A 25,068-nucleotide genomic window follows, 5' to 3' on the forward strand; every position below is an offset into this window, starting at 1 on the left:
CCCGCACAGCAGCAGAGATGAGGCAGGCGATGAAGCTCGTGACCGCGGTCATCAAGCCGCACAAGTGGGAGGACGTCCGTGCCGCCCTCGAGGCAGCAGGGGTCTCCGGCATGACCGTCTCGGAGGTCTCCGGCTACGGGCGCCAGAAGGGTCACACCGAGGTCTACCGCGGTGCGGAGTACGACATCGCGCTGGTGCCCAAGATCCGGGTCGAGATCGTCGTGGCCGACGAGGACACCGACACGGTCGTGGAGGCCATCACTCGCAGCGCAGCCACCGGCCGGATCGGTGACGGCAAGGTCTGGGTCAGCCCGGTCGAGACCGTCGTGCGCGTGCGCACCGGCGACAAGGACAGTGCTGCACTGTGACCGCCGAGGACCGTGCCCAGCGCACGGTCGATGCTGACGCTCTGTGCGCGAAGGCCTACGAGTCCGCCGGCGGCGGTGACGTCGGGTGCGCGCTGATCGCCGTGGGCGGCTACGGCCGTGCCGAGCTCGCGCCCCACTCCGACCTCGACGTCGTGCTGGTGCACGACGAGGGCGTCGACCCCGGTGAGGTCGCCTCCCAGGTCTGGTACCCGCTGTGGGACTCGGGACAGACGATCGACCACAGCGTGCGACGGCTCGACGAGATGGTCGCCGCGGCCGACGCCGACCTCAAGGTCGCCCTGGGGCTCGTCGACATCCGGCACCTCGCCGGCGACCCCAACCTCACCCTGCGCCTGCGCACCACCATGCTGGCGCACTGGCGCCAGCAGGCTCGCGAACGGCTCCCGGCGCTGCAGAAGCTCGTGCGGGCACGCCACGAGCTGATGGGGGAGCTGGCGCACCGCTCGGTGCCCGACCTGAAGGAGTCCGAGGGCGGGTTGCGCGACGCCACGGTCCTCAAGGCACTGACCGCCACCTGGCTGGTGGACGTGCCGCACATCGAGCTCGAGCAGAGCCGCCAGGCGCTGCTCGACGTGCGCGACCTCGTCCAGGGCGCCGCGGGCCGCTCGACGGACCGGATCAACCCCGAGATGTGGAGCGAGCTGGCCACCGGACTCGGTCTCCCCGACGCCCGCAGCGCCCAGGTCCACGTCCGCACCCTGGGGCGCCGCATCACCCACCTGTCCCGCCTGACCTGGCGCCGGGTCGACGACTACCTCAAGCGCCCGGTGTCCGCACGCACCGCCCGTCGACCCCAGCTCACCCCGGTCGCGCCAGGGGTGGCGCTGTCGCGCAACGAGATCGTGCTCGACGCCAAGGCCCGCCCGTCCGAGGACCCCGTCCTGCTCCTGCGGGCAGCGGCCGCCGCCAGCGAGCTCGACGTCGTGCTCGCACCCCCGACGGCCGCCCGCCTGGCCCGCGACACCCCGCCGATGCCCGAGCCGTGGCCCGCCGAGGCCCGCCAGCAGCTGGTGCGGATGCTGGCCGGCAAGGGCCTGCTGCACGTGTGGGAGACCCTCGAGGAGACCGGTGCGGTCAACCGGCTGCTCCCGGAGTGGGAGCGCATCCGGCTGCTGCCGCACGCCTCGGCGATCCACCGCTTCACCGTCGACCGCCACGTGGTGGAGACCTGCCTGGAGGCGGCCTCCCTGATCCGCCACGTCAGCCGCCCCGACGTGCTCATGGTCGCGGCGCTGCTGCACGACATCGGCAAGGGGAGCCTGACCGAGCACAGCGTGGCCGGCGAGCCGCTGGCCCGTGAGATCGCCGCTCGGATGGGCTTCGAGCCCTCCGCCGTCGAGCTGATCGCGCGGCTGGTGCGGTGGCACCTGCTGCTCTCGGAGACCGCGACGACCCGCGACCCCGACGACCCGGCGACGGTGGACCGCGTGGCCAGCCGCATCGGCACCACCGAGGCGCTCTCGCTGCTCACGACCCTCACCGAGGCCGACGCCAAGGCCGCCTCCGCCCAGGCGTGGTCGGCCTGGCGCTCGGGCCTGGTGCGCGACCTCGCCCGCCGGGTCCGGGCAGCCCTCGACAGCGGCACCAGCCTGCCGCCGGTGCTCATGGAGGAGGTCGAGATCCCCCGCGAGGTGCGCAACGGCGAGATCTCCGTCCACGTGCAGCACACCGAGGACGGCTCCCGGGTGACGGTGATCGCCCCCGACCGCGTGGGGCTGCTCGCGGACTTCGCCGGGATGTTCGCGCTGCAGCGCATCGCCGTACGCGCCGCCCGGATCTGGGCGCAGGACAGCTACGGCGTCTCGATCTGGGAGGTCGCCGACCCGCAGCTCGACGCCGGCTTCGTCAAGGACAAGTACGACGCGATCGTCGAGGGCCGGGTCGACCCCGCCCAGCGGCTGCGGCCCGCCGACGCGACCGAGCTCGCGCCCATCGTGGAGGTCCGCGCCGACGCCTCGGACCAGGCCACCGTGCTGGAGGTCCGTGCCGCGGACCGTCCCGGCGTGGTCTACCTCGTCTGCGCAGCCCTCGCCCACCTCGACGTGGCGGTGCGCTCGGCGCACGTCGACACGCTGGGCCCGCAGGCGGTGGACGTGTTCTACCTGCAGGAGGCGGGGGCCGGTGTGCTGTCGGAGACACGGGCCGCCGACGCGGCGCACGCGGTCAGGGCGGCGCTGTCGGGTCAGGGTGTCGACCAGGGGCGCGCGCCGGGTCGTTAGGCTGGGCGGGTGTTCGCCACCCTCTCCGATCGCCTCGCCGACACCTTCAAGAACCTCCGGGGGAAGGGCCGTCTCTCCGAGGCCGACATCGATGCCACCGCGCGCGAGATCCGTATCGCGCTGCTCGAGGCCGACGTCGCCCTCCCGGTGGTCAAGGAGTTCGTCGGCGCGGTCAAGGAGCGTGCGCGCGGCGAGGAGGTCAGCGGTGCGCTGAACCCGGCGCAGCAGATCGTCAAGATCGTCAACGAGGAGCTCGTCAACATCCTCGGTGGCGAGACGCGCCGGCTGCGCTACGCCAAGAACGGCCCCACCGTCATCATGCTCGCCGGCCTCCAGGGCGCCGGCAAGACCACGCTCGCGGCCAAGCTCGCGCTGTGGCTCAAGGAGCAGGGCAAGACCCCGATGCTGGTCGCCTGCGACCTCCAGCGCCCCAACGCGGTCAACCAGCTGCAGGTCAACGGTGAGCGCGTCGGCGTCCCGGTCTTCGCCCCCGAGCCCGGCAACGGGACCGGTGACCCGGTCGGGGTCGCCCAGGCGTCGATCGAGGAGGCCAAGCGCAAGCTCCACGACGTGGTCATCGTCGACACCGCCGGTCGACTCGGCGTCGACGCCGAGCTGATGCAGCAGGCCGCCGACATCCGCGACGCGGTGCAGCCCGACGAGGTGCTCTTCGTCGTCGACGCCATGATCGGCCAGGACGCCGTGACCACGGCCCAGGCCTTCCTCGAGGGTGTCGGGTACGACGCCGTCGTGCTCACCAAGCTCGACGGCGACGCCCGCGGTGGTGCCGCGCTGTCGATCGCCTCCATCACCGGCAAGCCGGTCATGTTCGCCTCCAACGGCGAGAAGCTCACCGACTTCGACCTCTTCCACCCCGACCGGATGGCCTCGCGCATCCTCGACATGGGTGACGTGCTCACCCTGATCGAGCAGGCGGAGAAGACCTTCGACGCCGAGCAGGCGATGAAGGCCGCCGAGAAGCTCTCCGGTCGCGGCGGTGAGTTCACCCTGGTCGACTTCCTCGAGCAGATGCAGCAGGTCCGCAAGCTCGGCTCGATGTCGAAGATCATGGGGATGCTGCCCGGGATGGGGCAGTTCCGCGACCAGCTCGAGAACTTCGACGACCGCGAGATCGACCGCATCCAGGCGATCATCTACTCGATGACGCCGGCCGAGCGCATCAACCCCAAGATCATCGACGGGTCCCGCCGCCAGCGCATCGCCAAGGGATGCGGGCGCACCGTGACCGACGTCAACCAGCTCGTCGACCGCTTCTTCGAGGCCCGCAAGATGATGACCCAGCTCGCCAAGGGCGGCGGGATGCCCGGCATGCCGGGGATGCCCGGGATGCCCGGGATGCCCGGGATGGGCGGCGGCAAGGGCCGCAAGCCCAAGCAGCAGCAGAAGAAGGGCAAGGGCGGCAAGCGCGTCTCCGGCAACCCCGCCAAGGCGGCCCAGGCCGAGAAGGCGGCGAAGGAGAAGGCCGCCTCCGCCGGTGGCAACCCCTTCGGGATGCCGGGCGGCGACGAGGTCGACTACGAGAAGGCCGCCGCCGAGCTGAACCTCCCGAAGGACTTCTCGAAGTTCCTGAAGTGAGGTCGGTCCTGGTCGTCGACGCCGCCAACGTGGTCGGCGCGCGACCCGATGGCTGGTGGAAGGACCGCGCCGGGGCGGCGCGCCGGCTGCACGAGCAGCTCCTGACCGCCGACGTGCCCGGCGACGAGCTCGTGCTCGTCCTCGAGGGTGCCGCCAAGGGCGGGGTGAAGGCCGGGCGGGACGCCCACGTGCGGACCGTGCACGCGCCCAAGGACGGCGACGCGACCATCCTTGCCGAGGCGCGTCGGGCTGCGGAGAAGGGGCGATCGGTCACGGTGGTCACCGCCGACCGGGCGCTGGCCGCCAACGTCACCGGTGCCGGGGCCCGGGTCGTCGGCCCGTCGTGGCTGCTGGACCGCCTCTGAGCTGGCTGAACCGCGTACGGTGCGGGCCATGACTGCGCTGAAGTTCTCCGGTCCGGTGCTGGGCGAGCAGGGCGAGGAGGTCCGCGACCTGTACGTCGTCGACGGACGGATCACCTTCGAGCCGCAGCCCGGGGCCGAGACGGCCGGCCGAGGCTGGATCGTCCCCGGCCTCGTCGACGCCCACAACCACCTCGGCCTCGAGGACGGTGGGGCGGTGAGTGAGGAGGACACGCTCGCGCAGGCGTTGGCCGATCGCGACACCGGGGCCCTGCTGCTGCGCGACTGCGGCTCGCCCGCCGACACCCGCTGGGTCCAGGAGCGCGAGGACCTGCCGCGCCTGATCCGCGCCGGGCGGCACATCGCGCGCACGAAGCGCTATATCCGCAACTACGCGCACGAGGTCGAGCCGGCCGACCTGCCGGCGTACGTCGTCCAGGAGGCGCGGCGCGGTGACGGCTGGGTCAAGCTCGTGGGGGACTGGATCTCCCGCGACGCTGGTGACCTGGCGCCGTCGTTCCCGACCGAGGCGTTCGCCGCGGCCATCGAGGCCGCGCACGCCGAGGGCGCCAAGGTGACCGCGCACTGCTTCGGTCGCGACGTGCTGCAGGGCCTGCTCGACGCGGGCATCGACTGCCTGGAGCACGGCACCGGGCTCTCGATCGACCAGGTCGAGCAGATGGCGACGCAGGGCGTCGCGCTGGTGCCGACGGTGCTGCAGACCGACAAGTTCCCGGTCTTCGCCGACCAGGGGCGCGAGAAGTTCCCGGCGTACGCCGACACCATGGAGACCCTGCATGCCCGGCGTCGTGAGGCGTTGATGGCGGCCCACGAGGCGGGTGTGGCCCTCTACGTCGGCTCCGACGGGGGCGGGACCGGGCGTCACGGCTACCTGTGGGAGGAGGTCCGGGCGATGCACGAGATGGGCATGCCCGCCCCCGACGTGGTGGCCGCGGCGTCCTGGCGTGCGCGGGAGTGGCTGGGCTTCTCCGGCCTCGAGGAGGGGGCGGAGGCCGACTTCGTCGTGCTGGACCGCGACCCGCGCGCCGACCTGTCGGTGCTCGCCGAGCCCGAGCGCGTGGTGCTGCGGGGGAGCGTCGTCGCAGCCCGGTAGCCACGCGGCCTGACCGACGGCGGATCCGACGACGGAGCCGATTTCTGAGCCGATTTCTGGTCCTGAGGGGGCCGTGGCATCATTTCGGGCTGAGTCCTGCCCGGTGGGAACCCTCTCACTCCCGCCCGTGGCAGAGCCCGCGAGGCACGCGTGCCCGGTCCCCACCTGGTTCCCGTGCGCCTCACCACCTTCCACCATCGAGGAGACACCACAACCGTGGCCGTCAAGATCCGTTTGAAGCGCCTGGGCAAGATCCGGGTGCCGCAGTACCGCATCGTCGTCGTCGACTCCCGCAAGAAGCGCGACGGCAAGGTAATCGAGGAGATCGGCAAGTACCACCCCAAGGAGGACCCGTCGTACATCGACGTCGTCTCCGAGCGGGCGCAGTACTGGCTCGGCGTGGGCGCGCAGCCCTCGGACGCCGTGGCCGCCATCCTCAAGATCACCGGCGACTGGCAGAAGTTCAAGGGCCTCCCGGGCGAGGAGGGCACCCTGAAGGTCAAGCCCGCCAAGCGCGACAAGCTCGAGATCTTCAACGAGGCCCTCAAGGAGGCTGACGGCGACGCCGCCGCGGCCACCACCAAGAAGGCCAGCAAGAAGGCCGAGAAGACCGAGGAGCCCAAGGCCGAGGAGACCCCGGCTGAGGAGCCCAAGGCCGAGGAGACCGCCGAGGCGCCCGCCGCCGAGGCCGGCGACGACAAGGCCGAGGCCTGAGCGCCATGCTCGCCGAGGCGCTCGAGCACCTGGTGCGCGGCATCGTCGACAACCCCGACGAGGTCAGCGTCCGCGACAAGCAGCTGCGACGCGGCTCGGTCCTCGAGGTCCGGGTCCACCCCGACGACCTCGGCAAGGTGATCGGCCGCGGTGGCCGCACCGCGAGCGCGTTCCGCACCGTGGTGAGCGCGCTGGCCGGCAAGGGCGGTGCGCGCGTCGACTTCGTCGACGTCGACCGTCGGCGCTGACCGGCAGCCTGTAGTTCCGCGCACCGACCCGCCAGAGGATCTCTGGCGGGTCGGTGCACATTTCAGAGCACACGAGCCGGAGAAGCGGTTCGCCGACGGAGCGCGGCTGCGCACCGAGGCACCCCGTGGGTCGGCGGGCGTCCCCGGCCACCTGACGGTGGCCCGGACGCGCTGGCACCAGGGCGTGCTGCTGGTCGCCTTCGAGGAGGCGGCCGACCGCAACGTCGCCGAGACCCTCCGTGGCACGGTGCTGCACGTGACCCTCGGCGCGGAGGACACCCCCGAGGACCCCGACGAGTTCTACGACCACCAGCTGGTCGGGCTCGCGGTCCACGACCTCGAGGGCGTGGTGATCGGCGAGGTCACCGGGCTGGTCCACGGCGGTGCGCAGGACCTGCTCGCGGTCCGGGCCACCGACGGCCGCGCCACGCTGGTGCCCTTCGTCGCGGCCCTCGTGCCCGAGGTCGACCTCGACGGGGGCCGGGTCGTGGTCGCCGACCGGCCCGGTCTCGTGGCGCCGCTGCCCGACGAGGACTGAGCGCGCCGTGCGCCTGGACTACCTCACGATCTTCCCCGACTACCTCGACGCGCTGCGGCTCTCGTTGCCCGGCAAGGCGGTCGAGAAGGGCCTCCTCGAGCTGCACGTCCACGACCTGCGCTCGTGGACCCACGACCGGCACCGGACCGTCGACGACACGCCGTACGGCGGTGGCGCCGGCATGGTCCTCAAGCCCGAGCCGTTCGGCGAGGCGCTCGACGAGCTCGCGGTCGACGGCGCGACCGTCGTGGTGCCGACCCCCGCCGGGCGACGGTTCACCCAGCCGCTGGCGCGCGAGCTCGCGACCAGGGAGCGCCTGGTCTTCCTGTGCGGGCGCTACGAGGGCATCGACCAGCGGGTGCTCGACCACGTGGCGACCCGCGCCGAGCTCGTCGAGCTCTCGCTGGGCGACTACGTCCTCAACGGCGGGGAGGTCGCGGCGCTGGCGATGACCGAGGCGGTCGTGCGGCTGCTGCCCGGCTTCATGGGCAACGCCGCCTCGCTGGTCGAGGAGTCCCACGAGTCCGGGCTCCTCGAGCACCCCGTCTACACCAAGCCCGCGTCCTGGCGCGGGCACGAGGTCCCGCCGGTGCTCATGTCGGGCAACCACGGCGCCATCTCGGCATGGCGCCACGAGCAGGCGCTGTCCCGGACCGCGGAGCGTCGCCCGGACCTGCTGCCCCCGACCGCGGTCGGGGCGGACTGGACGATCGAGCCCGCCGTCCCTGCCGACGCCGGTGAGCTGTGGACGCTGCAGCGCGCCTGCTGGGTCACCGAGGCCGTCGTGAACGACGAGCTGCGCATCCCCGCGCTCCACGAGGAGCTCGACGACGTCGTGGCCGGGCTGGGGGAGTGGCGCACCTGGGTGGTGCGGGTCGCCGGGCGCCTGGTCGGGTCGGTGCGGGCGCGGACCGAGGTCACCGAGCGGGGCGAGGTGTGGGAGATCGGACGGCTGATGGTCGCCCCGGACCTGCGCGGTCGCGGCCTCGGCCGGGTCCTGCTCGAGCACGCCGAGCGCGCCGCGCCCGGGTCGGCGACGGCGTACCGGCTGGTGACGGGGGCCGGGGGCGAGGCGAACCTGCGTCGGTACAAGCGGGCCGGCTACCGCGTCGTCGAGGTGCTCGACGGCCCGGCCGGCCCCGCGGTGCTGGTCAAGCGGATTTCTGCCCGCTGACGGCGCTGTGGCACACTCGGTGGCTGGCCAGAGTCGGCCGAAGGGTCGCTCCGAGGATCGCACGGAGGACCTGCGCCGGGCCCCTGCCACAGGGGGAGCCCCGCGCCGCCGGCCACGACGACCTGGTCCACACCTGAACACACACCTTCCGTACCGCGGCTGACCTGTGGCACTCGCGAGGAGAACCATGAGCAACGTGATCGCCGATCTCGGCACCGCCATCAAGCGCGACGACGTCCCCGACTTCCGCGCCGGCGACAGCATCAAGGTCCACGTCAAGGTCGTCGAGGGCAACCGCTCGCGCGTCCAGGTCTTCCAGGGCGTCGTCATCCGCGTCCAGGGCGCGGGCATCGGCCGCACCTTCACCGTCCGCAAGGTCTCCTTCGGCGTCGGCGTGGAGCGCACCTTCCCGCTGCACTCCCCGATCTTCGAGAAGATCGAGGTCGTCACCCGCGGTGACGTGCGTCGCGCCAAGCTCTACTACCTGCGCAACCTGCGCGGCAAGGCTGCCAAGATCAAGGAGCGCCGCGAGGCCTGAGCAGCACCACGCGATCACGGGAGGGTCGCTGCCAGGGCCACGAGCCCCGGTCCTTAGACTTCCCGCGTGACCACCGACGACGAGCCCACGACCGCGAGGTCCGTGGGCTCGTCGCGTTCCCGGGGTCTTCCCCTGTGGGCCGAGACCCTGGTGCTGCTCGCCTCAGCGGTCGTGCTGGCCCTGCTCATCAAGACCGTGCTGGTGCAGGCCTTCTACATCCCGTCGGTCTCGATGGAGCCCGGGCTGCAGGAGGACGACCGCATCCTGGTCGAGAAGTGGTCCGGCTGGTTCGGTGGGGAGCCGGAGCGCGGCGACATCATCGTCTTCGAGGACCCGGGCGGCTGGCTGATCGCCGGCGAGGTGAGCGAGCCGGGCAACCCGGTCAGCTCCCTGATGGGGCGGATCGGGCTGCTGCCGACCGGGGGACACCTCGTCAAGCGCGTCATCGGGGTGCCCGGTGACGTCATCGAGTGCTGCGACTCCGAGGGGCGTCTCACCGTCAACGGCGTCGCCCTCGACGAGGACGCCTACGTCCTGGAGGACAAGGCCGTCCGCGGCTGTCGCGGCCCGATGACGGGCAACTGCGACTGGAGCGCCGGTCCGGTCCCGGAGGGCACCGTCTTCGTGATGGGCGACAACCGAGGCAACTCTGCCGACTCGACCGTCCACATGTGCCTGGACGGTGAGACCGAGTGCGTGCCGGGCGACGAGTTCGTGCCCATGGACCTCATCACCGGGCGGCTGTGGCTGCGGGTGTGGCCGTTCTCCTCCTTCGGCGGCGTGGGCGGCACCGACGCCTTCGACGACGTGCCTGACCGCTCCGACGACGCCCCTGAGGCGTCCTAGCGGGTCCGGGACAGCTCGTGTCCGTCCTGCCCCGCGGAGCCACGGTCCGGCGAGACGCCGGTCCCTACGGCTACGAGCGCGCCCTGCGGCGCCACGGCGTGACGCACGTGGCCGGCGTCGACGAGGCCGGTCGCGGTGCCTGCGCGGGACCCCTGGTCGCGGGCGCGTGCATCCTGCCGCCCGGTCGCTCCGGCATCGTCCCCGGTCTGGCCGACTCCAAGCTGCTCGCCGCGGCCGCCCGGGAGCGCTGCTACGACCAGGTCGTCAAGCGGGCGCTCGCCTGGTCGGTGGTGGTCGTCTCGCACGAGGAGTGCGACCGGCTCGGCATGCACGTCGCCAACGTGGAGGCGCTGCGCCGGGCGGTGGCGCTGCTGCCGGTGGCCCCGGAGTACGTCCTCACCGACGGGTTCCCCGTGGACGGGCTCGGCGTCCCGGGCCTGGCCGTGTGGAAGGGCGACCGCGTGGCCGCGTGCATCTCGGCCGCGTCGGTCATCGCCAAGGTCACCCGCGACCGCCTGATGGACGACCTGGACGGTCAGTGGCCGGCGTACGACTTCAAGACGCACAAGGGCTACATCACCGAGACCCACACCGCCGCCCTGGCCGAGCACGGGCCGTCGCCCGTGCACCGGATGCGGTTCGTCAACGTGCGACGTGCCGCGGGATTGGAGTCCTGAGTCGACCTCGGCGGCTAGGGTTCGGGTCGTGAGCGCCGAGGACCTCGAGAAGTACGAGACCGAGCAGGAGCTGAACCTCTACCGCGAGTACCGCGACGTCGTCGGGATCTTCAAGTACGTCGTGGAGACCGACCGCCGCTTCTACCTGTGCAACCAGGTCGACGTGAAGGCGCGCACCGAGCAGGGCGACGTCTTCTTCGAGGTCTCGATGAGCGACGCGTGGGTCTGGGACATGTACCGCCCCGCCCGCTTCGCCAAGAACGTGAAGGTGCTGACCTTCAAGGACGTCAACGTCGAGGAGCTCCAGGCCTCCGACTTCGAGCCGCCCCAGTCCTGATCCGCCTCCCGTCGGCCGCGCCGACGACCGGCTGAGGGTGCGAACGGGTCGACCGTCTAGTCCACCTGGGCCATATTGCGTCACGAACCCCCACTTCCGACGTCCCCCTTCCGTACTGTGAGGGGCGGGAGAGACCGTCTCGGGTTTCGAAGTCGAGGTAGAGCATGGTGACCTGGCGCCCGGCGCGGAGGGAGCGCGGTGCCGCGGCAGTCGAGTTCGCACTCGTCGTGCCGCTGCTGCTCACCCTTGTCTTCGGCATCATCAGCTACGGCTACCTACTCAGCTTTCGCCAGTCCTTGAGTCAAGCGGCAGCCGAGGGGGCGCGTGCCGCCGCCGTGGCGCCGGCAACGTCGAATCGCCAGGCGATCGCCTTCGCGGCGGTGGGCTCGACACTCGACGCGACGTGCGCGGACGACGCCGACTTCTTGACGTGCTCGACCGCGAGTCCGCCGGGCTGTCGTTGTCTGGAGGTGAGCGTGCGCTGGGACTACGCCGCCGACCCGAGCAAGCCCAAGTTCGTGTTCGGGTTTGCCCTCCCTGAGACCTTGACGTACACCTCGACGGTCCAGGTGAACCAGGTGGATGCCCCGTGACGGCCGTGTTCCAGGCGCTGACGCGGGCAGTGCGCCGCCGTGCCGCGACCCGAGACGAGGCCGGTGCCGTTGCGGTGATGGCTGCGGCCTTGGCCCTAGTGCTGCTGGTGAGCGCGGCGTTCGCGGTGGACCTCGGTCGCCAGCGCGTGGTCCGGGCCGACATGCAGGCCCTGGCCGATGTGGTCGCGTTGGATGCGGCCCGGGTCCTCGACGGTCGACCGGCCAGTCGGGTCCTGGCCCCGCTGCCGACGGACGGCCTGCCGTCGCTCAGTGCGGCGGTCTCCGCGTCCGTGGCGCGCAACGGAAGCTCGTTAGGGGAGATCGTGCGCGTCACTCCGACGCTGGTCTTCCTGACCTCGGACGGAAACGGTGCGATCGTGCCCGAGCGGGTCGGCGGCGCGCTCAAGCCGGTTCCTCCCGGTGCGGTGCCTGACGCTGTGCTGATCGAGGCCGTCGGTTCGATCGACTTCGGGTTCGCGCGGGTCATCGGGGTCGAGTCCGGCAGCGCCCGGCGAACCGCGATCGCTGACGCCCAGCCGGTGGCTTGCCTGGCAGTCGGCTCGTACGCTGCTGGCCTGGACACAGGCCAGTCCGTCCTGCTCAATGCGTTGCTCGGACGACTCCTGGGGTCGTCGGTCAACCTCAGCGCTGCCGGCTACCAGGGTCTGGCTGCCAGCGAGATCACGCTGCTCGAACTGATCGACGGCCTGCCGCTGGTGAATGTCGACACCCTGACGGTCGCCGACGCCGACCAGGTCCTCGCGACCGAGTTGAGCGTCGCGACGATCCTCGATGCCGCTGTCACCGCTCTGTCGACCTCGGACGACGAGGTCTCGGCGTCCGTACTCGCCGACCTTCGCGCGCTGGTCGCGAAGATCGGCGTGGCGGTCGACCTCGGACTTCTCGACGATCTGACGCTGGGAACGTTGTTGGGGATCACCCAAGGTGGACAGACGGCGCTGACCACCTCCGTCAACGTCCTGGACCTCGTGGTGGCCGCGGTGGAGGTCGCCAACGGGCAGTACGCCATCGATGTGCCCGATCTGGCGGTGAGCACCGGAGCACTGCCGGGTGGCCTGGGTGCCCTGTCGCCGGCGGTCGATGTCACCGGCACCGTGGGGGTCCTGCCGCGGCCCCGTCGGGGGTGCGGCCCGCGGGGCCTCAGGGTCAGGACCGCCGGTGTGGACGTGAACCTAGGGGTCGCCACGAGTGTGAACGCGGGGGCCGTGGGCGGCCTGCTGGGCTCCAACCCCCTGGCCAACCTTCGCATCGACCCGGTGCGCGTCGACGTCGGCGTGAGCGCTGCGGAGTCCATTGCCACCCTGGTGGACATCAAGTGCGGCACAGCGGCGGGTCCGGCCGAAGCAGAGGGTATCGACGTGTCGGTGGCGTCGTCGTTGGCAGCCGCCACCGTGGGCTTGGCCCCAGTTCGGGTTCGGACTGACGTCCTGAGCATTCTCCCCGGAGCGCCCGCGGCCAGTCTGGACCTCTCGGTGTCGCTCGCCGGGCCGGTCCAGACGATGCAGCCGCCCTGGACTCCGGTTCAGCAGTTCCGCACCCCACCGCAGTCGTACGGGGACGCGTTGCGCTTCGGTTCCGGCGACCTCGTGAGCGGGCTGGTGCCCAGTAGCCTCGCCCTGCGGGTCAACGGCAGCGTTTCCGTCGCGGGCTACCCCGCGATTGCGATCACCGACGGTGCGGTGGATCTCGCTGGATTCGGGTTCCTCGCGCGCGAGGTCCTCGAACCCCTTCTGTCGGCGATCCTCACAGAGGTGACAGGTCGACTGCTGCCCGTGCTGGTCACGGCAGTTGTGAATCCCGCGCTTCAACTGGTCAATTGGCTTGTCGGAGACATCCTGGGACCGACGCTCGGCCTCACGGTGGCGGGCGCGGACGTCTTCCCCCTGCCGCGGCCATCCTGCAACTCGGTGGCGCTGCGCGGCTGAGCGTTCCGAGGTGACCGCGGTGCCGCCGCCAGCTCGGCCGAGATGATCACGCCTGGCCTTCCCTCGCTCCTGCCTCGAAGGCCCTCGAGGCACCGGGCGAGGGACAGATCTCAGCATGGATGACTGGACCGGGGACCTCAGAACGGGCTGGATCGAAATCCTCAGCCGCCCAGCACAGAGGCCGATAGGCGACGCGGGGTCTTCGGGCTGCGGGAGGTGCCGGACCGTGCAGGACCTGACCGTGTCGCGCTCACGACGCGCTTCGGAGGAGGGTGCAGTCGCCGTCGAGGCCGCCCTCGTCATCGCTGCTCTCCTGGTCCCGTTGCTCCTCGGAGTGGTCACCTGGGGCGACTACTTCTTCCGCGCCCAGCGGGTGGACACCCTGGCGCCGGGCGTCCCGGTGGGGGGTGTTGCCGGCGAGTTCACGTGCCAAGGGCTGAAAGACCGTGTGGCGAGCACTGTCGTGGACGTCGTCGGCGACCTCGACGCGAGTTTGGTCGGTATCGAAGTCAGCGACGTGACCGTGAGCGTGGTCGAGGTGCTGCCCGACGTGGGTGTCGTGGTCGACATCCACATCGAGACTCCACTCGTCGGGGGCCTGGCCTCCCTCATCCCCCTGCCGGGCGGCGGGTCGATCGTGACGGACTTCAGCCAGCGTCTCGAGGACGTGACCGTCACCGACGCGGTGTGCACATGAGCGCCCGGTCCCTCCCGCGCCGAGAGCGGAAGAACGAGCACGGCGCCATCGCGGTGCTGACGGCGCTGGTCAGTGTCGTCCTGCTGGTGGTCGCCGGCCTTGCCGTCGACATCGGCAACACCTGGGCACGTCGAGGACAGCTGCAGGTGCAGGCCGACCGAGCGGCGACGTACGCCGCCGCCTTCCTGCCCGCCGACAGCGCTGCTGACCAGCTGGAGCTGGCCAAGGGTGTCGCCTACTACTTCGCTTGCCACACGGTGTTGGGTCAACGGCAGCTCGACGCCTCGATCCCGGCGTGTCCCGCGGACGCCTCGTCCGTGACCTTGGACGCCTACGCCGACCGGCTGCTCGACGACGGGATGGTCACTTTCCCCGCCCGAAACCAGGTGAAGGTCGTGACGCCGTGGGCCCGCGTGGAGTTCGGGTTCGGTCAGGTGGCGGGCGCCGACGGCACGACCCAGCGGAAGTCTGCCACCGCGAGGGTGACCTCACCGGGAATGCTGGCGCCGATGGCTCTCTCGCTGGACTGCTTGCTCGACGTCGGCGCCAACGTCCTGGGGGGGGCAGGAGTGCCGTTCGGCTACATCTCCACCACCCACCAGGGCGGCGGCACCGTCTCGGCCACCACCACCTGGCCCTCTGCGATGAGCTACGCCGACGATCCCCGGCTCAATGGGATCGCTCCGGGCCGGATCCCCCAACAGCTCCTGGGCACCACGCCGACGGTCCAGGTGAGCGGCAGTCAGTGGCCGACGCTGGGCTCCCACCAGCGCTACGTCGTGGTCTTCCGCCAAGGCGAGGGACCCACTGCCGTGACCCAGGAGGTCACTGGGGCTCTCGTGCTCGACGGCGGTAACAACCGACGCCGGGCCGGCCATATCCCTGTGCCGGTTCCCGCGGCGGTGGCTGCGACCACCGGGAGCTGGCAGGTCAAGGTGGTGGTCGAGAACCTCACCACTCTTGGTGCTCCGGTCAGCCGTACCTACTCCTCAGACACCTCGACCTTCGACGTCGACGCGCTGGTGACACCGACAGCTGTCTCCTGCGGACGTCTGCTCAAGTCACCTCGCGGTGGGACCCAGGCCAACATCAACTTCGTGCAGAACCTGCAGGAGGGCATCGACCACTTGCTCAACCAGCATCCGAGCCTGGTCTCCCGGGGGACCAGCCTGAACAACCTCTCGCTCAGCCAGCTCACCACGCTCCTCGACCTCACCGAGTGCGCTGGGACCGACGTGAAAGACACCAATGGGGTCCAGCCGGGCCAGACGCCGAGCTGTGTGGTCACGAACATGAGCAACGCCTACGAAGCAGGCTTCACGCCCGGCATGATCGGCAGCGACGGACGGCTGGCCTGTACAAGCGATCATCCCTGCCGGCCCGGGAAGTCCTTCACGTTCAACGGGGTTGCTCTCAACAACGACCTCTTCACCGACTTCGTCGAGAACACCTCGCTGCTGACCTCAGACACGTTCTTCAACCTCGACACTTACCTCGGCACGGGGCTCCCGGTGGTCACCCCGGAGTCCAACCTCTCCCGAGACCTCTACAACTCCCACCGCTTCATGTGGGTGGCGGTCGTCTCCACGGCGGGGGCGGTGTCGGCTGTACAGGCCCGGGACTATCCCATCGTCACGTTCCGTCCGATCTTCATCACGCAGGCCTCCGCCCTGAGCGGCGTGCTTCCGCTCCTCGACAGCGGCCTGCTGTCGTCGCTGTTCCCGACCCTGTCCAGCGCACTCACCCTCCTCGACAGCGCGATGACGACGCTCCTGCAGCCAGGGCTGACCGATCAGAACGGACTGATGGTGGGCGCCTCCGGCGACCTGTCGGCGGTCCGCTTCATGTCGATCACCCCGGACGCCCTGCCCGCCGTCCCAGCGGACTACGCAGGTCCCGAGGCCGAGTACCTCGGCGTCGGCCCTCGCATCGTCAGGCTCGTCGAGTGAGCGGGCCCCGACGCTGCGACCGCGGGAGTGTCGTGGTGGAGTTCGCGCTGGTGGTCCCACTGGTGCTGCTGATCCTGGTGGGAGTGGTCCAGTACGGCTACCACTACTGGGCTATGCAGACCGCCGCAGCGTCGGCCCGCGAGGCGGCACGTCGTCTGATCGTGGGCACCGACCCCACGTGCACGGTCGCCGAGGCCCAAGACCGAGCGGGCGGTCCCGCCGTCGGAACCCTCGCGCCCTCCGTGGTGTACCGTTACCACAACGCTACGAACACTGCCAAGCGCGGCGCCTTGGTCACGGTCACCGTCACCATCCAGTCGCTCGACATCGGCCTGGTACCGCTGCCCTCGGGTGGCGTGGTGACCCAGTCGGCCACCAACCGGGTCGAGAACGTGCCAGTCGACCCGCTGCTCTGCGTCGCTCCCTGAGCTGAACCGCGAGACATCCACAGGACGGTTTCCGGAACCGGTCTTCCCCAGGACCCGTTCTAGCCGGCCACGAGCCCTCGTGCCCGGGTCAGGCTCCCTCCCAGGAGGTGGGCGATGACCCAGGACGGACGAACGGCACGGCAGGCCCTCGGGGCGTACGGTGAGCGGGTGGCGGCCCAGCACCTGGAGGCGGCGGGTCTGGAGGTGCTGGACCGCAACTGGCGCTGCCCGGAAGGTGAGCTCGACCTGGTGCTGCGCGAGGGCGCGGTGCTGGTCGTGTGCGAGGTGAAGACCCGGACCGGTGAGGACGGGTCCGGGCCGCACGAGGCGATCACCCCGGTGAAGCTGGAGCGGCTCCAGCGGCTGGCGGAACGCTGGCAGGTCGAGCACGGGATCCGCGCCGAGGACGTGCGCCTCGACCTGGTCGCCGTGCACCACCCCCGCCGGGGCGCAGCGCGGGTCGAGCACGTGCGGGGGCTGCTCTGATGCCGGTCGCGACCGCCCGCACCGTCTCCCTCGACGGCGCCGTGGGGCACCTCGTCACCATCCAGGCCGACGTCTCGCCGGGACAGGTGCGGGTCGACCTGGTGGGCCGGGTCGACCAGGCGCTGGGCGAGGCCCGCGACCGGGTGCGCATGGCCATCATCAACTCCGAGCTCGACTGGCCCGCGACCAAGCGCGTGACCGTGCTGCTGTCGCCGGCCGACCTGCACAAGCGCGGCACCCACCACGACCTCGGCATCGCCCTGGCGGTGCTCGCGGCCGAGGGGAGCATCGCCCCCGAGCTGCTGGCGCACTGCCTCTTCGTGGGGGAGCTGACCCTCGACGGCAGCCTCCGCAGCGTCCGCGGCGTGCTCCCGATGGTCCTCGCCGCCCGCGAGCACGGCATCACCACCGTCGTGGTCCCGGAGCCACAGGCGGAGGAGGCGATGATGGTGCCGGGCACGACCGTCTTCGGCGTCCGGTCGCTGGCCCAGGCCATCGCGGTGCTCTCCGGGCAGCCGCTGCCGGAGGCGCCCCCGGTCGTCCGCTCGGCCGGCGCCAACCTGCTGCACTGGCGCGGATCGTCCCGTCACGAGGACGTCGACATGGCCGACGTCCTCGGCATGGACGACGCCCGCTACGCACTCGAGGTCGCCGCCGCGGGTGGGCACCACCTCATGCTGTCCGGGCCCAAGGGCGCCGGGAAGACGACGCTGGCCGAGCGCATCCCGACGATCCTGCCGGACCTGGCGCCGGAGGAGTCGCTGGAGCTGACCGCGATCCACTCGCTGGCCGGAGTCCTCGACCCCGGCGCGGGGATGATCGTGCGCCCGCCGTACTCCGCACCCCACCACGACGCCAGCAAGACCAGCATCGTCGGCGGCGGCTCGGGCCAGGTCCGTCCGGGCGAGCTGAGCCGCACCCACGCGGGGGTGCTCCTGCTCGACGAGTTCCCGCTCTTCCGCCGCGACGTGATCGAGGCGCTGCGCGAGCCGCTGGAGAACGGCGAGATCACCGTCGCCCGCGCCGAGGAGCTGGTGACCCTGCCGGCGCGGACGATCCTCGTCGTGGCGGCCAACCCCTGTCCGTGCGGCGAGCACCGGCCCGACGTCGGGAAGGACACCTGCCGCTGCAAGCCGGTGGCCCTGCGGGAGTACCGCTCCCGCCTCACCGGTCCGGTCGCAGACCGGATCGACATCACCCGGCACGTCCAGCCGCTCAGCCCGCACCAGCGGGTCGACCGCTTCGCGGCCCGCGAGGACTCCGCCACCGTCCGGGCCCGGGTGGAGGCCGCGCGGGCACGGCAGGCCGAGAGGTACGCCGACACCGGCTGGCGCCTCAACGCGCACGCCACGGGAGTGGCCCTGCGGGACCGCTGGCCGCTCACGGCGTCGGCCGCCCGCACCCTCGACGAGCACGTGGTCAAGGGAGCGCTGACCAACCGCGGTGCCGTGCGCGTGCACCGGCTGGCGTGGACCGTGCACGACCTGGACCCGTCCTCGAGCGGCGCGCCTGGCCCGGCGGCGCTCGACGTCGCACTGCGGCTGCGGCAGGGCCGGCCGCTGCTGGACTCCACCGTCCGGGGCCGGGAGTGCAGCGCATGAGCGTCGTGAGCGGGCGCCGGGTCGACCCGGCGGTGGACGAGGACCGGCTGCACCGGGTGGCGGTCGCACACCTGACCGAACCGGGGGACCCGCGGGTGTCCGGACTGGTCGACGACCTGGGCGCCGCCGTCGTCCACGACGGACTGCTCCGCGGTCTGGACCTCGAGGGCCTGGGCATCGACGCCGCGGCGCGGATCGGCGCCCTGCAGCCGGAGCGCGCGCTGGAGCGGGCCCACCGCGCCGGACTCAGGTTCGTCGTCCCCGGTGACTCCGAGTGGCCCACCCGGCTCGATGACCTGGTGCGGGCGGCGCCCGTCGGGCGGCACGGCGGCCGGCCCCTGGGCCTGTGGGTCCGGGGACCGCTCGGGCTCGACGAGCTGGACGCGTCCGTCGCGCTCGTCGGGGCCCGCGCTGCGACGACGTACGGGACCGACACCACGGCCCGCCTGGCGGTCGGCGCGGCGGACGCGGGGTGGACCGTCGTGTCCGGGGCGGCCTTCGGCATCGACCAGGCCGCGCACCGCGGGGCGATCGCTGGTGGCGGCCGCACGGTCGGGGTGCTCGCCTGCGGTGCCGACCGGGTCTACCCCCAGGCCCATGCCCGGCTCATCGACCACCTCGCCGAGGAGCACTGCATCGTCTCCGAGACGGTGCCGGGAGGGGCGCCGACACGGATCCGGTTCCTCAGCCGCAACCGGCTGATCGCCGCGCTCACCCAGGGCACGGTCGTGGTCGAGGCGGCCGTGCGCAGCGGAGCCCTCAACACCGCCAACTGGGCCGGCCGCCTCCACCGACACCTCATGGGCGTGCCGGGCCCGGTCACCAGTGCCCAGTCGGCCGGGGTGCACCAGATGCTCCGGGAGGACGCTGCGCTGGTGGTGACCCGTTCCGAGGAGCTGCTGGAGACGCTCGCGCCTGCGGGGGAGCGGACCACGACCCGGGTCCGCGGAGCGGACGGCCCGCGGGACCGGCTGACCCACCGGCAGCGCCAGGTGCTGGAGGCGGTGCCTCTCCGGCGTCCCGCGGACGACTTCTCCATCGCGGGGACGGCCGGGCTGGCGCCGCTGGAGGTGCGGGGCACGCTGCTGGTGCTGGCCGAGCAGGGCTACGTGCAGCGCGAGGGCGTGGGGTGGCGCCTCGCCGACGCGGATCCCCGAGCGCCAGGGCAGCCCTACCTAGACTCGACCGGGTGAGCGATGGGGCAGCGACGACCGACGCGCTGCCGCCCGCGTTCACGCAGGTGCTGGCCGACTACCGCCGCCACCTCGAGGCCGAGCGGGACCTCTCGGCCCACAGCGTGCGGGCCTACCTCACCGACGTGGGAAGCCTGCTCGAGCACGCGCGGCGGCTCGGCCACACGCAGCTGGACACCCTCGAGCTGCGGACCCTGCGCAGCTGGCTGGCCCAGCAGCAGTCGCTGGGCCGCAGCCGTACGACGCTGGCGCGCCGCGCCACGGCAGCCCGGGTCTTCACCGCCTGGCTCGCCCGCACCGGCCGGGTGCCCGCCGACCCCGGCTCGAGCCTGGCCAGTCCGCGGGCGCACCGGATGCTGCCTCCCGTCCTGCGCAAGGACGAGGCCGAGGCGTTGGTGCACGCGGCCGCGGAGCACGCCGACGACGGCAGCCCGATGGGCCTGCGGGACGTCGCGGTGCTCGAGCTGCTCTACGCCACGGGGGTGCGCGTGGGGGAGCTGTGCGGCCTCGACGTCGACGACCTCGACACCGAGCGGCACGTCCTGCGCGTGCTCGGCAAGGGGCGCAAGGAGCGCACTGTGCCCTACGGACGACCCGCCGACCTCGCCCTCCGGCTGTGGCTGCGTCGCGGCCGTCCCGCGCTGCTCGCCCCGCACTCGGGACCGGCGCTCTTCCTGGGCGCCCGCGGCGGTCGCCTGGACCCCCGGACCGTGCGGACCCTGGTGCACCGGCGGATCGCCGAGGTCCCGGGCGCACCCGACATCGGGCCGCACGGGCTGCGGCACACCGCCGCGACCCACCTGCTCGAAGGTGGCGCGGACCTGCGCTCGGTCCAGGAGCTGCTGGGCCACGTGTCCCTGGCCACGACCCAACTCTACACCCACGTCACCACCGATCGGCTGCGTCGCGCCTACCAGCAGGCCCACCCCCGCGCCTGAGGTCGGACGGGCAGGACCGTCGCTCCTGCCGACCCTGCCTGGTGGGCGACGTGCCCGCCGGCCGTCCACAAGCCACGGCTCCACACGCGTCCTCCCCAGGACGCACCCGTGCCCACCCTGGGTGGTCGTCAGCGGAGAGCCTCGGCAGGTGCGTTCACTGTTGACCGTCCTCCTCACCATGTCCCTCCTCGTCGCGCCCGCCACCGCCGCACCTCCTGACGCCGGCAGAGCGCGTGCCCTGCCCGGTGCCGGGGTGGCGCCGGACGAGGCTGTCGACCCCGTGGGCACCTGGCCGCTTCGCCCCGACCCCGAGGTCGTGCACGGCTTCGACCCGCCGGCGACCCCGTGGGGCGCCGGTCACCGGGGCGTGGACCTGCTCGGTCGCCCCGGTCAGGTGGTCCGCTCGGCCCTCCCGGGCACCGTGTCGTACGCCGGGGTGCTGGCGGGTCGCGGTGTCGTGGTTGTCTCCCACGGGGCGACCCGCACGACCTACCAGCCCGTGGCCGCGGCCGCCGACCTGGCCGTGGGCGACCCCGTCGTGGCCGGGGAGCGCCTGGGCGTGCTGGAGGCCGCCGGGTCGCACTGCGCCCCGCGCAGCTGCCTGCACTGGGGCTGGCTCGAGGGCATGACGTACCTCGACCCCCTGCGCCTGGTCGGGCTCGGGCCGGTCCGGCTGCTGCCGTTCCTGGACGGGACGGTCCCGAGCGGCGTCCCGGTCACGGCGACCCGGCCCGTGCCCGTCGCCGGGGCGCCGGTGCTGCCAGCGTCGCCGCTGCCGCTCTGGTGGTGACGCTCGGCCTCCCGACGGCGGCCACGTGCCGGATTGGCGGTGCGCGTCGCCGACGGCGTACGCTGGCCGACGCAATCCTCAGGGATTGACTTCGCACGTCTGCAGACCACGACGCCCCGCCTCTCCGGCAGGGCGACCACCCGTGGGCGCCGACTCCCGGTCCCGGTCCGCCGGGTGGGGTCGCGCGTGGGCGTCAGGGCGAGCCGGCACCCGTCGGTGAGCAGCAACTGGAAACCAACCGGATCCACACCGGTGCGTCCTGGTCCGCCGCGGGGCGGGCTGCCAAGGTCGCGCGCACGGTGGCGGACCCACCACAGGAGAGAACCCTTCATGGCAGTCGTGACCATGCGCCAGCTCCTCGAGAGCGGCGTCCACTTCGGACACCAGACCCGTCGCTGGAACCCGAAGATGAAGCGCTTCATCATGACCGAGCGCAACGGCATCTACATCATCGACCTGCAGCAGTCGCTGTCCTACATCGACCGCTCGTACGCCTTCATCAAGGAGACCGTCGCCAAGGGCGGCACCGTGATGTTCGTGGGCACCAAGAAGCAGGCCCAGGAGGCGATCGCCGAGCAGGCGACCCGCGTCGGCATGCCCTACGTCAACCAGCGCTGGCTGGGCGGCATGCTCACCAACTTCACGACCGTGCACCAGCGGATCAACCGCCTCAAGGAGCTCGACGAGATCGACTTCGACGACGTCGCGGGCTCCGGTCGCACCAAGAAGGAGCTCCTGCAGATGAAGCGGGAGCGCGACAAGCTCGACAAGACCCTGGGCGGCATCCGCGAGATGACGCGCACCCCCTCCGCGGTGTGGGTCGTCGACACCAAGAAGGAGCACCTCGCCGTCGAGGAGGCCCGCAAGCTCCGGATCCCGATCATCGGCATCCTGGACACCAACTGCGACCCCGACGAGGTCGACTTCCCGATCCCGGGCAACGACGACGCCATCCGCGCGGTCGGCCTGCTGACCCGCGTCGTCGCCGACGCCGTGGCCGAGGGCCTCATCGCCCGCTCGGGCGCCAAGACCGAGGGTGCCGAGAACGGCGCCGAGGAGCCGCTGGCCGAGTGGGAGCGCGAGCTGCTCGCCGGTGACGCCGAGAAGGCCGCCGAGACCGCGACCGCCGCCGACGCCGAGGCCGCCTCCGAGGCGACCGGTGCCTCCTCCGAGGGTGCCGAGGCCGCGGCCGCTGCCGAGGCCCCCGCCGAGTCCGCTGAGTCCACCGAGGCCCCCGCGGCCGACGAGGCCAAGGCCTGACGGTCCCACCGCCCGCTCACCTTCTCTGACTGCAAGGACGAAAGAAGAACATGGCTTACACCGCCGCCGACGTGAAGAAGCTCCGTGAGCTCACCCAGGCCGGGATGATGGACTGCAAGAAGGCCCTCGACGAGACCGACGGCGACTTCGGCAAGGCCGTCGAGCTGCTCCGCGTCAAGGGTGCGGCCAAGGCCGCCGCCCGCGCCGCCGAGCGTGAGGCCTCGGCCGGTCTGGTCGCCGCCTCCGGCAACGCCCTGATCAGCCTCAAGGCCGAGACGGACTTCGTCGCCAAGAACGAGGCCTTCATCAACGCCGCCCAGCAGATCGCCGAGGCCGCCGACGCCCACAAGGTCGCCGACGCCGAGGTCCTCAAGGCCGTCTCCCTCGGTGAGTCCACCGTGGGCGAGACCGTCGAGGAGCTCGCCCGCACCATCGGCGAGAAGATCGAGCTCGGTGAGGTCGCCTACTTCGACGGCTCCACCACGGTCTACCTCCACAAGAAGGCCTCGGACCTGCCCCCGACCCTCGGCGTGCTCGTCGAGTTCGAGGGCGACGAGACCGCCGCTCGCCAGGCCGCCCAGCAGGCTGCTGCCCTCAAGGCGCAGTACCTCACCAGCGACCAGGTCCCCGCGGACGTCGTCGAGGCCGAGAAGGAGGTGCTGACCAAGAAGACGCTGGAGGAGGGCAAGCCCGAGGCTGCCGTCACCAAGATCGTCGAGGGTCGCATCAACGCCTTCTTCAAGGAGATCGTCCTGCTGGACCAGGAGTCGGTCTTCGAGTCCAAGAAGTCGGTCAAGCAGGTCCTGGACGCCGCCGGCACCACGGTCACCCGCTTCGCCCGCTTCGAGGTCGGCGCCTGACGCCCACCGCGTCGGGCTCCCGCCACCCGGGGCTGCTCATCACGCAGGGGATCCGCTAGGTTCTCCTGGACGTCGAAGGAGGCCGGTCCGCTTGAACCTCAACCACAGGTCGAGCGGACCGGCCTTCTCGCACGTCCGGACCCTCTCCACCTCCCACCCCTCTCGGAAGGACGCTAGATGACCCAGTACCAGCGCGTGCTGCTCAAGCTCTCGGGCGAGGTGTTCGGCGGCGGCCACGTCGGCGTCGACCCCGACGTCGTCTCCAAGATCGCCCACGACGTCGCCGAGGTCGTGCACAGCGGCGTGCAGGTCGCGGTCGTGACCGGCGGAGGCAACTTCTTCCGCGGCGCGGAGCTGCAGCAGCGCGGCATGGACCGCGTCCGCGCCGACTACATGGGCATGCTCGGCATCGTGATGAACTGTCTGGCCCTCCAGGACTTCCTCGAGAAGCTCGGCATCGAGACGCGTGTCCAGACCGCCATCACCATGGGGCAGGTCGCCGAGCCCTACGTCCCTCGCCGGGCGATCCGGCACATGGAGAAGGGACGCGTCGTGATCTTCGGCGCCGGCATGGGCATGCCGTTCTTCTCCACCGACACCGTCGCCGTCCAGCGCGCGCTGGAGAGCAGGTGCGACGCGGTCTTCTTCGCCAAGAGCGGGGTCGACGGCGTCTACAGCGCCGACCCCCGCAAGGACCCCTCGGCGACCAAGTACGACCACATCACCTTCGACGAGGCCATCAGCAAGGGCCTGGCCGTGGTCGACCAGACCGCCTTCACCCTGTGCGCGGAGAACGAGCTGCCGATGGTGGTCTTCGGCATGGAGCCCGAGGGCAACATCCCCCGCGTGCTCAAGGGTGAGAGGATCGGGACGCTGGTCGACGCCGGCTGAGCACCCGCTCGCCCCCGCACCAGCACACAGCAGACATCCCGCACCACGTACGCCGCACGAGACGCCGAGACCAGGAGCACCAGTGATCAACGACATCCTCAACGAGGCCGACAGCAAGATGGACAAGTCGGTCGAGGCGACCCGCGAGGAGTTCGTCGCGATCCGCGCGGGCCGGGCCAACCCCTCGATGTTCAACAAGATCGTCGTGGACTACTACGGCAGCCCGACGCCGCTGCAGCAGCTGGCCTCCTTCACCGCCCCCGAGGCGCGGATCATCCTGATCGCCCCCTACGACCAGTCCGCGATGAAGAACATCGAGCGGGCCATCCGTGACTCCGACCTGGGCGTGAACCCCGCCGACGACGGCAAGGTCATCCGCTGCGTCTTCCCCGAGCTGACCGAGGAGCGCCGCAAGGAGTTCATCAAGGTCGCCAAGGCCAAGGCCGAGGACGGCCGCGTCGCGGTGCGCAACCTGCGCCGCACCGCCAAGCAGGCCCTGGAGAAGCTGGAGAAGGACGGCGAGGTCGGCAAGGACGACGTGACCGGTGGCGAGAAGAAGCTCGACGCGATCACCAAGAAGCACACCGACGCCATCGACGAGATGCTGAAGAACAAGGAGGCCGAGCTGCTGGAGGTCTGAGACCTCCGCACGCTCGACCCGATGGCCACCCCCACCCCCACGGG

At 71.6% G+C, this 25,068-nt stretch carries 27 protein-coding genes; all 27 read left to right on the forward strand.

The features are described from left to right. Positions 1-29: 29 nt before the first annotated feature. The 27 genes from A6R01_RS06060 to frr all read left to right on the forward strand — a co-directional run bounded on the left by A6R01_RS06060 (position 30) and on the right by frr (position 25,024). A complete protein-coding gene (locus A6R01_RS06060; protein ID WP_292604524.1) occupies positions 30-368 on the forward strand; it encodes a P-II family nitrogen regulator in 339 nt (112 codons plus the stop codon). Continuing rightward, positions 365-2,608, forward strand: a complete 2,244-nt coding sequence (locus A6R01_RS06065) for a [protein-PII] uridylyltransferase (RefSeq protein WP_292604526.1) — start codon at positions 365-367, stop codon at positions 2,606-2,608. Before A6R01_RS06060 ends, A6R01_RS06065 begins: the two co-directional genes overlap by 4 nt. 9 nt (positions 2,609-2,617) lie before the next feature. Further along, positions 2,618-4,204 (forward strand): signal recognition particle protein, encoded by a 1,587-nt coding sequence (gene ffh, locus A6R01_RS06070; RefSeq protein WP_292604528.1) that lies wholly within the window; start codon positions 2,618-2,620, stop codon positions 4,202-4,204. Then, on the forward strand, positions 4,201-4,569 hold the full coding sequence (locus tag A6R01_RS06075; RefSeq protein ID WP_292604530.1) for a hypothetical protein: 369 nt from the start codon (positions 4,201-4,203) through the stop codon (positions 4,567-4,569). Before ffh ends, A6R01_RS06075 begins: the two co-directional genes overlap by 4 nt. Positions 4,570-4,597: 28 nt before the next feature. Beyond that, the gene (locus A6R01_RS06080; RefSeq protein WP_292604532.1) at positions 4,598-5,680 is read left to right on the forward strand and encodes an amidohydrolase family protein; all 1,083 of its coding nucleotides are present in this window, start codon (positions 4,598-4,600) and stop codon (positions 5,678-5,680) included. 216 nt (positions 5,681-5,896) lie between these two features. Beyond that, positions 5,897-6,394, forward strand: a complete 498-nt coding sequence (rpsP, locus tag A6R01_RS06085) for a 30S ribosomal protein S16 (RefSeq protein ID WP_292604534.1) — start codon at positions 5,897-5,899, stop codon at positions 6,392-6,394. 5 nt (positions 6,395-6,399) lie between these two features. Then, positions 6,400-6,642 carry an RNA-binding protein gene (locus tag A6R01_RS06090; protein WP_179531545.1) on the forward strand — a complete coding sequence of 81 codons (243 nt, stop codon included), beginning with the start codon at positions 6,400-6,402 and terminating at the stop codon, positions 6,640-6,642. Next, positions 6,602-7,180 (forward strand): ribosome maturation factor RimM, encoded by a 579-nt coding sequence (gene rimM / locus A6R01_RS06095; RefSeq protein WP_292604536.1) that lies wholly within the window; start codon positions 6,602-6,604, stop codon positions 7,178-7,180. Before A6R01_RS06090 ends, rimM begins: the two co-directional genes overlap by 41 nt. 7 nt (positions 7,181-7,187) lie before the next feature. Beyond that, positions 7,188-8,354, forward strand: a complete 1,167-nt coding sequence (trmD, locus tag A6R01_RS06100; RefSeq protein WP_292604538.1) for a tRNA (guanosine(37)-N1)-methyltransferase TrmD — start codon at positions 7,188-7,190, stop codon at positions 8,352-8,354. A 187-nt stretch (positions 8,355-8,541) separates the two neighbouring features. Next, entirely contained in the window at positions 8,542-8,892 is a 351-nt protein-coding gene (rplS, locus tag A6R01_RS06105) for a 50S ribosomal protein L19 (protein WP_292604540.1), read from the forward strand. A 66-nt stretch (positions 8,893-8,958) separates the two neighbouring features. Then, positions 8,959-9,738: a signal peptidase I gene (lepB, locus tag A6R01_RS06110; RefSeq protein ID WP_292604542.1), complete on the forward strand. Its 780-nt coding sequence runs from the start codon at positions 8,959-8,961 to the stop codon at positions 9,736-9,738. A 17-nt stretch (positions 9,739-9,755) separates the two neighbouring features. Next, a complete protein-coding gene (locus tag A6R01_RS06115; RefSeq protein ID WP_292604544.1) occupies positions 9,756-10,415 on the forward strand; it encodes a ribonuclease HII in 660 nt (219 codons plus the stop codon). Between the two features lie 28 nt (positions 10,416-10,443). Beyond that, complete coding sequence (locus A6R01_RS06120; protein WP_292604545.1) at positions 10,444-10,752, forward strand: DUF2469 domain-containing protein; 309 nt, start codon at positions 10,444-10,446, stop codon at positions 10,750-10,752. A gap of 164 nt (positions 10,753-10,916) precedes the next feature. Continuing rightward, positions 10,917-11,345, forward strand: coding sequence for a TadE/TadG family type IV pilus assembly protein (locus A6R01_RS06125; protein ID WP_292604547.1), 429 nt, complete (start codon positions 10,917-10,919; stop codon positions 11,343-11,345). Further along, positions 11,342-13,291, forward strand: coding sequence for a hypothetical protein (locus tag A6R01_RS06130; protein ID WP_292604549.1), 1,950 nt, complete (start codon positions 11,342-11,344; stop codon positions 13,289-13,291). Before A6R01_RS06125 ends, A6R01_RS06130 begins: the two co-directional genes overlap by 4 nt. 115 nt (positions 13,292-13,406) lie before the next feature. Next, positions 13,407-13,988, forward strand: a complete 582-nt coding sequence (locus A6R01_RS06135) for a TadE/TadG family type IV pilus assembly protein (RefSeq protein WP_292604550.1) — start codon at positions 13,407-13,409, stop codon at positions 13,986-13,988. Continuing rightward, positions 13,985-15,937 (forward strand): pilus assembly protein TadG-related protein, encoded by a 1,953-nt coding sequence (locus tag A6R01_RS06140; protein WP_292604552.1) that lies wholly within the window; start codon positions 13,985-13,987, stop codon positions 15,935-15,937. Before A6R01_RS06135 ends, A6R01_RS06140 begins: the two co-directional genes overlap by 4 nt. Positions 15,938-15,972: 35 nt before the next feature. Further along, positions 15,973-16,365, forward strand: a complete 393-nt coding sequence (locus A6R01_RS06145) for a TadE/TadG family type IV pilus assembly protein (protein ID WP_292604554.1) — start codon at positions 15,973-15,975, stop codon at positions 16,363-16,365. Positions 16,366-16,479: 114 nt separating this feature from the next. Beyond that, entirely contained in the window at positions 16,480-16,851 is a 372-nt protein-coding gene (locus A6R01_RS06150; protein ID WP_292604556.1) for a YraN family protein, read from the forward strand. After that, positions 16,851-18,452, forward strand: a complete 1,602-nt coding sequence (locus A6R01_RS06155; RefSeq protein ID WP_292604558.1) for a YifB family Mg chelatase-like AAA ATPase — start codon at positions 16,851-16,853, stop codon at positions 18,450-18,452. Before A6R01_RS06150 ends, A6R01_RS06155 begins: the two co-directional genes overlap by 1 nt. After that, entirely contained in the window at positions 18,449-19,645 is a 1,197-nt protein-coding gene (gene dprA, locus A6R01_RS06160; RefSeq protein WP_292604560.1) for a DNA-processing protein DprA, read from the forward strand. The genes A6R01_RS06155 and dprA overlap by 4 nt, the downstream gene beginning before the upstream one ends. Then, positions 19,642-20,583, forward strand: a complete 942-nt coding sequence (locus A6R01_RS06165; protein WP_292604562.1) for a tyrosine recombinase XerC — start codon at positions 19,642-19,644, stop codon at positions 20,581-20,583. Before dprA ends, A6R01_RS06165 begins: the two co-directional genes overlap by 4 nt. A 148-nt stretch (positions 20,584-20,731) precedes the next feature. Continuing rightward, complete coding sequence (locus A6R01_RS06170; protein WP_292604563.1) at positions 20,732-21,373, forward strand: M23 family metallopeptidase; 642 nt, start codon at positions 20,732-20,734, stop codon at positions 21,371-21,373. Positions 21,374-21,703: 330 nt separating this feature from the next. Continuing rightward, a complete protein-coding gene (gene rpsB / locus A6R01_RS06175; RefSeq protein ID WP_292604565.1) occupies positions 21,704-22,633 on the forward strand; it encodes a 30S ribosomal protein S2 in 930 nt (309 codons plus the stop codon). Between the two features lie 50 nt (positions 22,634-22,683). Next, a complete protein-coding gene (gene tsf / locus A6R01_RS06180) occupies positions 22,684-23,493 on the forward strand; it encodes a translation elongation factor Ts (RefSeq protein ID WP_292604567.1) in 810 nt (269 codons plus the stop codon). Positions 23,494-23,670: 177 nt separating this feature from the next. Continuing rightward, a complete protein-coding gene (gene pyrH, locus A6R01_RS06185) occupies positions 23,671-24,384 on the forward strand; it encodes a UMP kinase (RefSeq protein ID WP_292604569.1) in 714 nt (237 codons plus the stop codon). An 85-nt stretch (positions 24,385-24,469) separates the two neighbouring features. Beyond that, on the forward strand, positions 24,470-25,024 hold the full coding sequence (gene frr, locus A6R01_RS06190; RefSeq protein ID WP_292604577.1) for a ribosome recycling factor: 555 nt from the start codon (positions 24,470-24,472) through the stop codon (positions 25,022-25,024). The last annotated feature ends 44 nt before the right edge of the window (positions 25,025-25,068 follow it).

It is taken from the genome of Nocardioides sp. REDSEA-S30_B4 (assembly GCF_001627265.1).
GTDB lineage: Bacteria > Actinomycetota > Actinomycetes > Propionibacteriales > Nocardioidaceae > Nocardioides.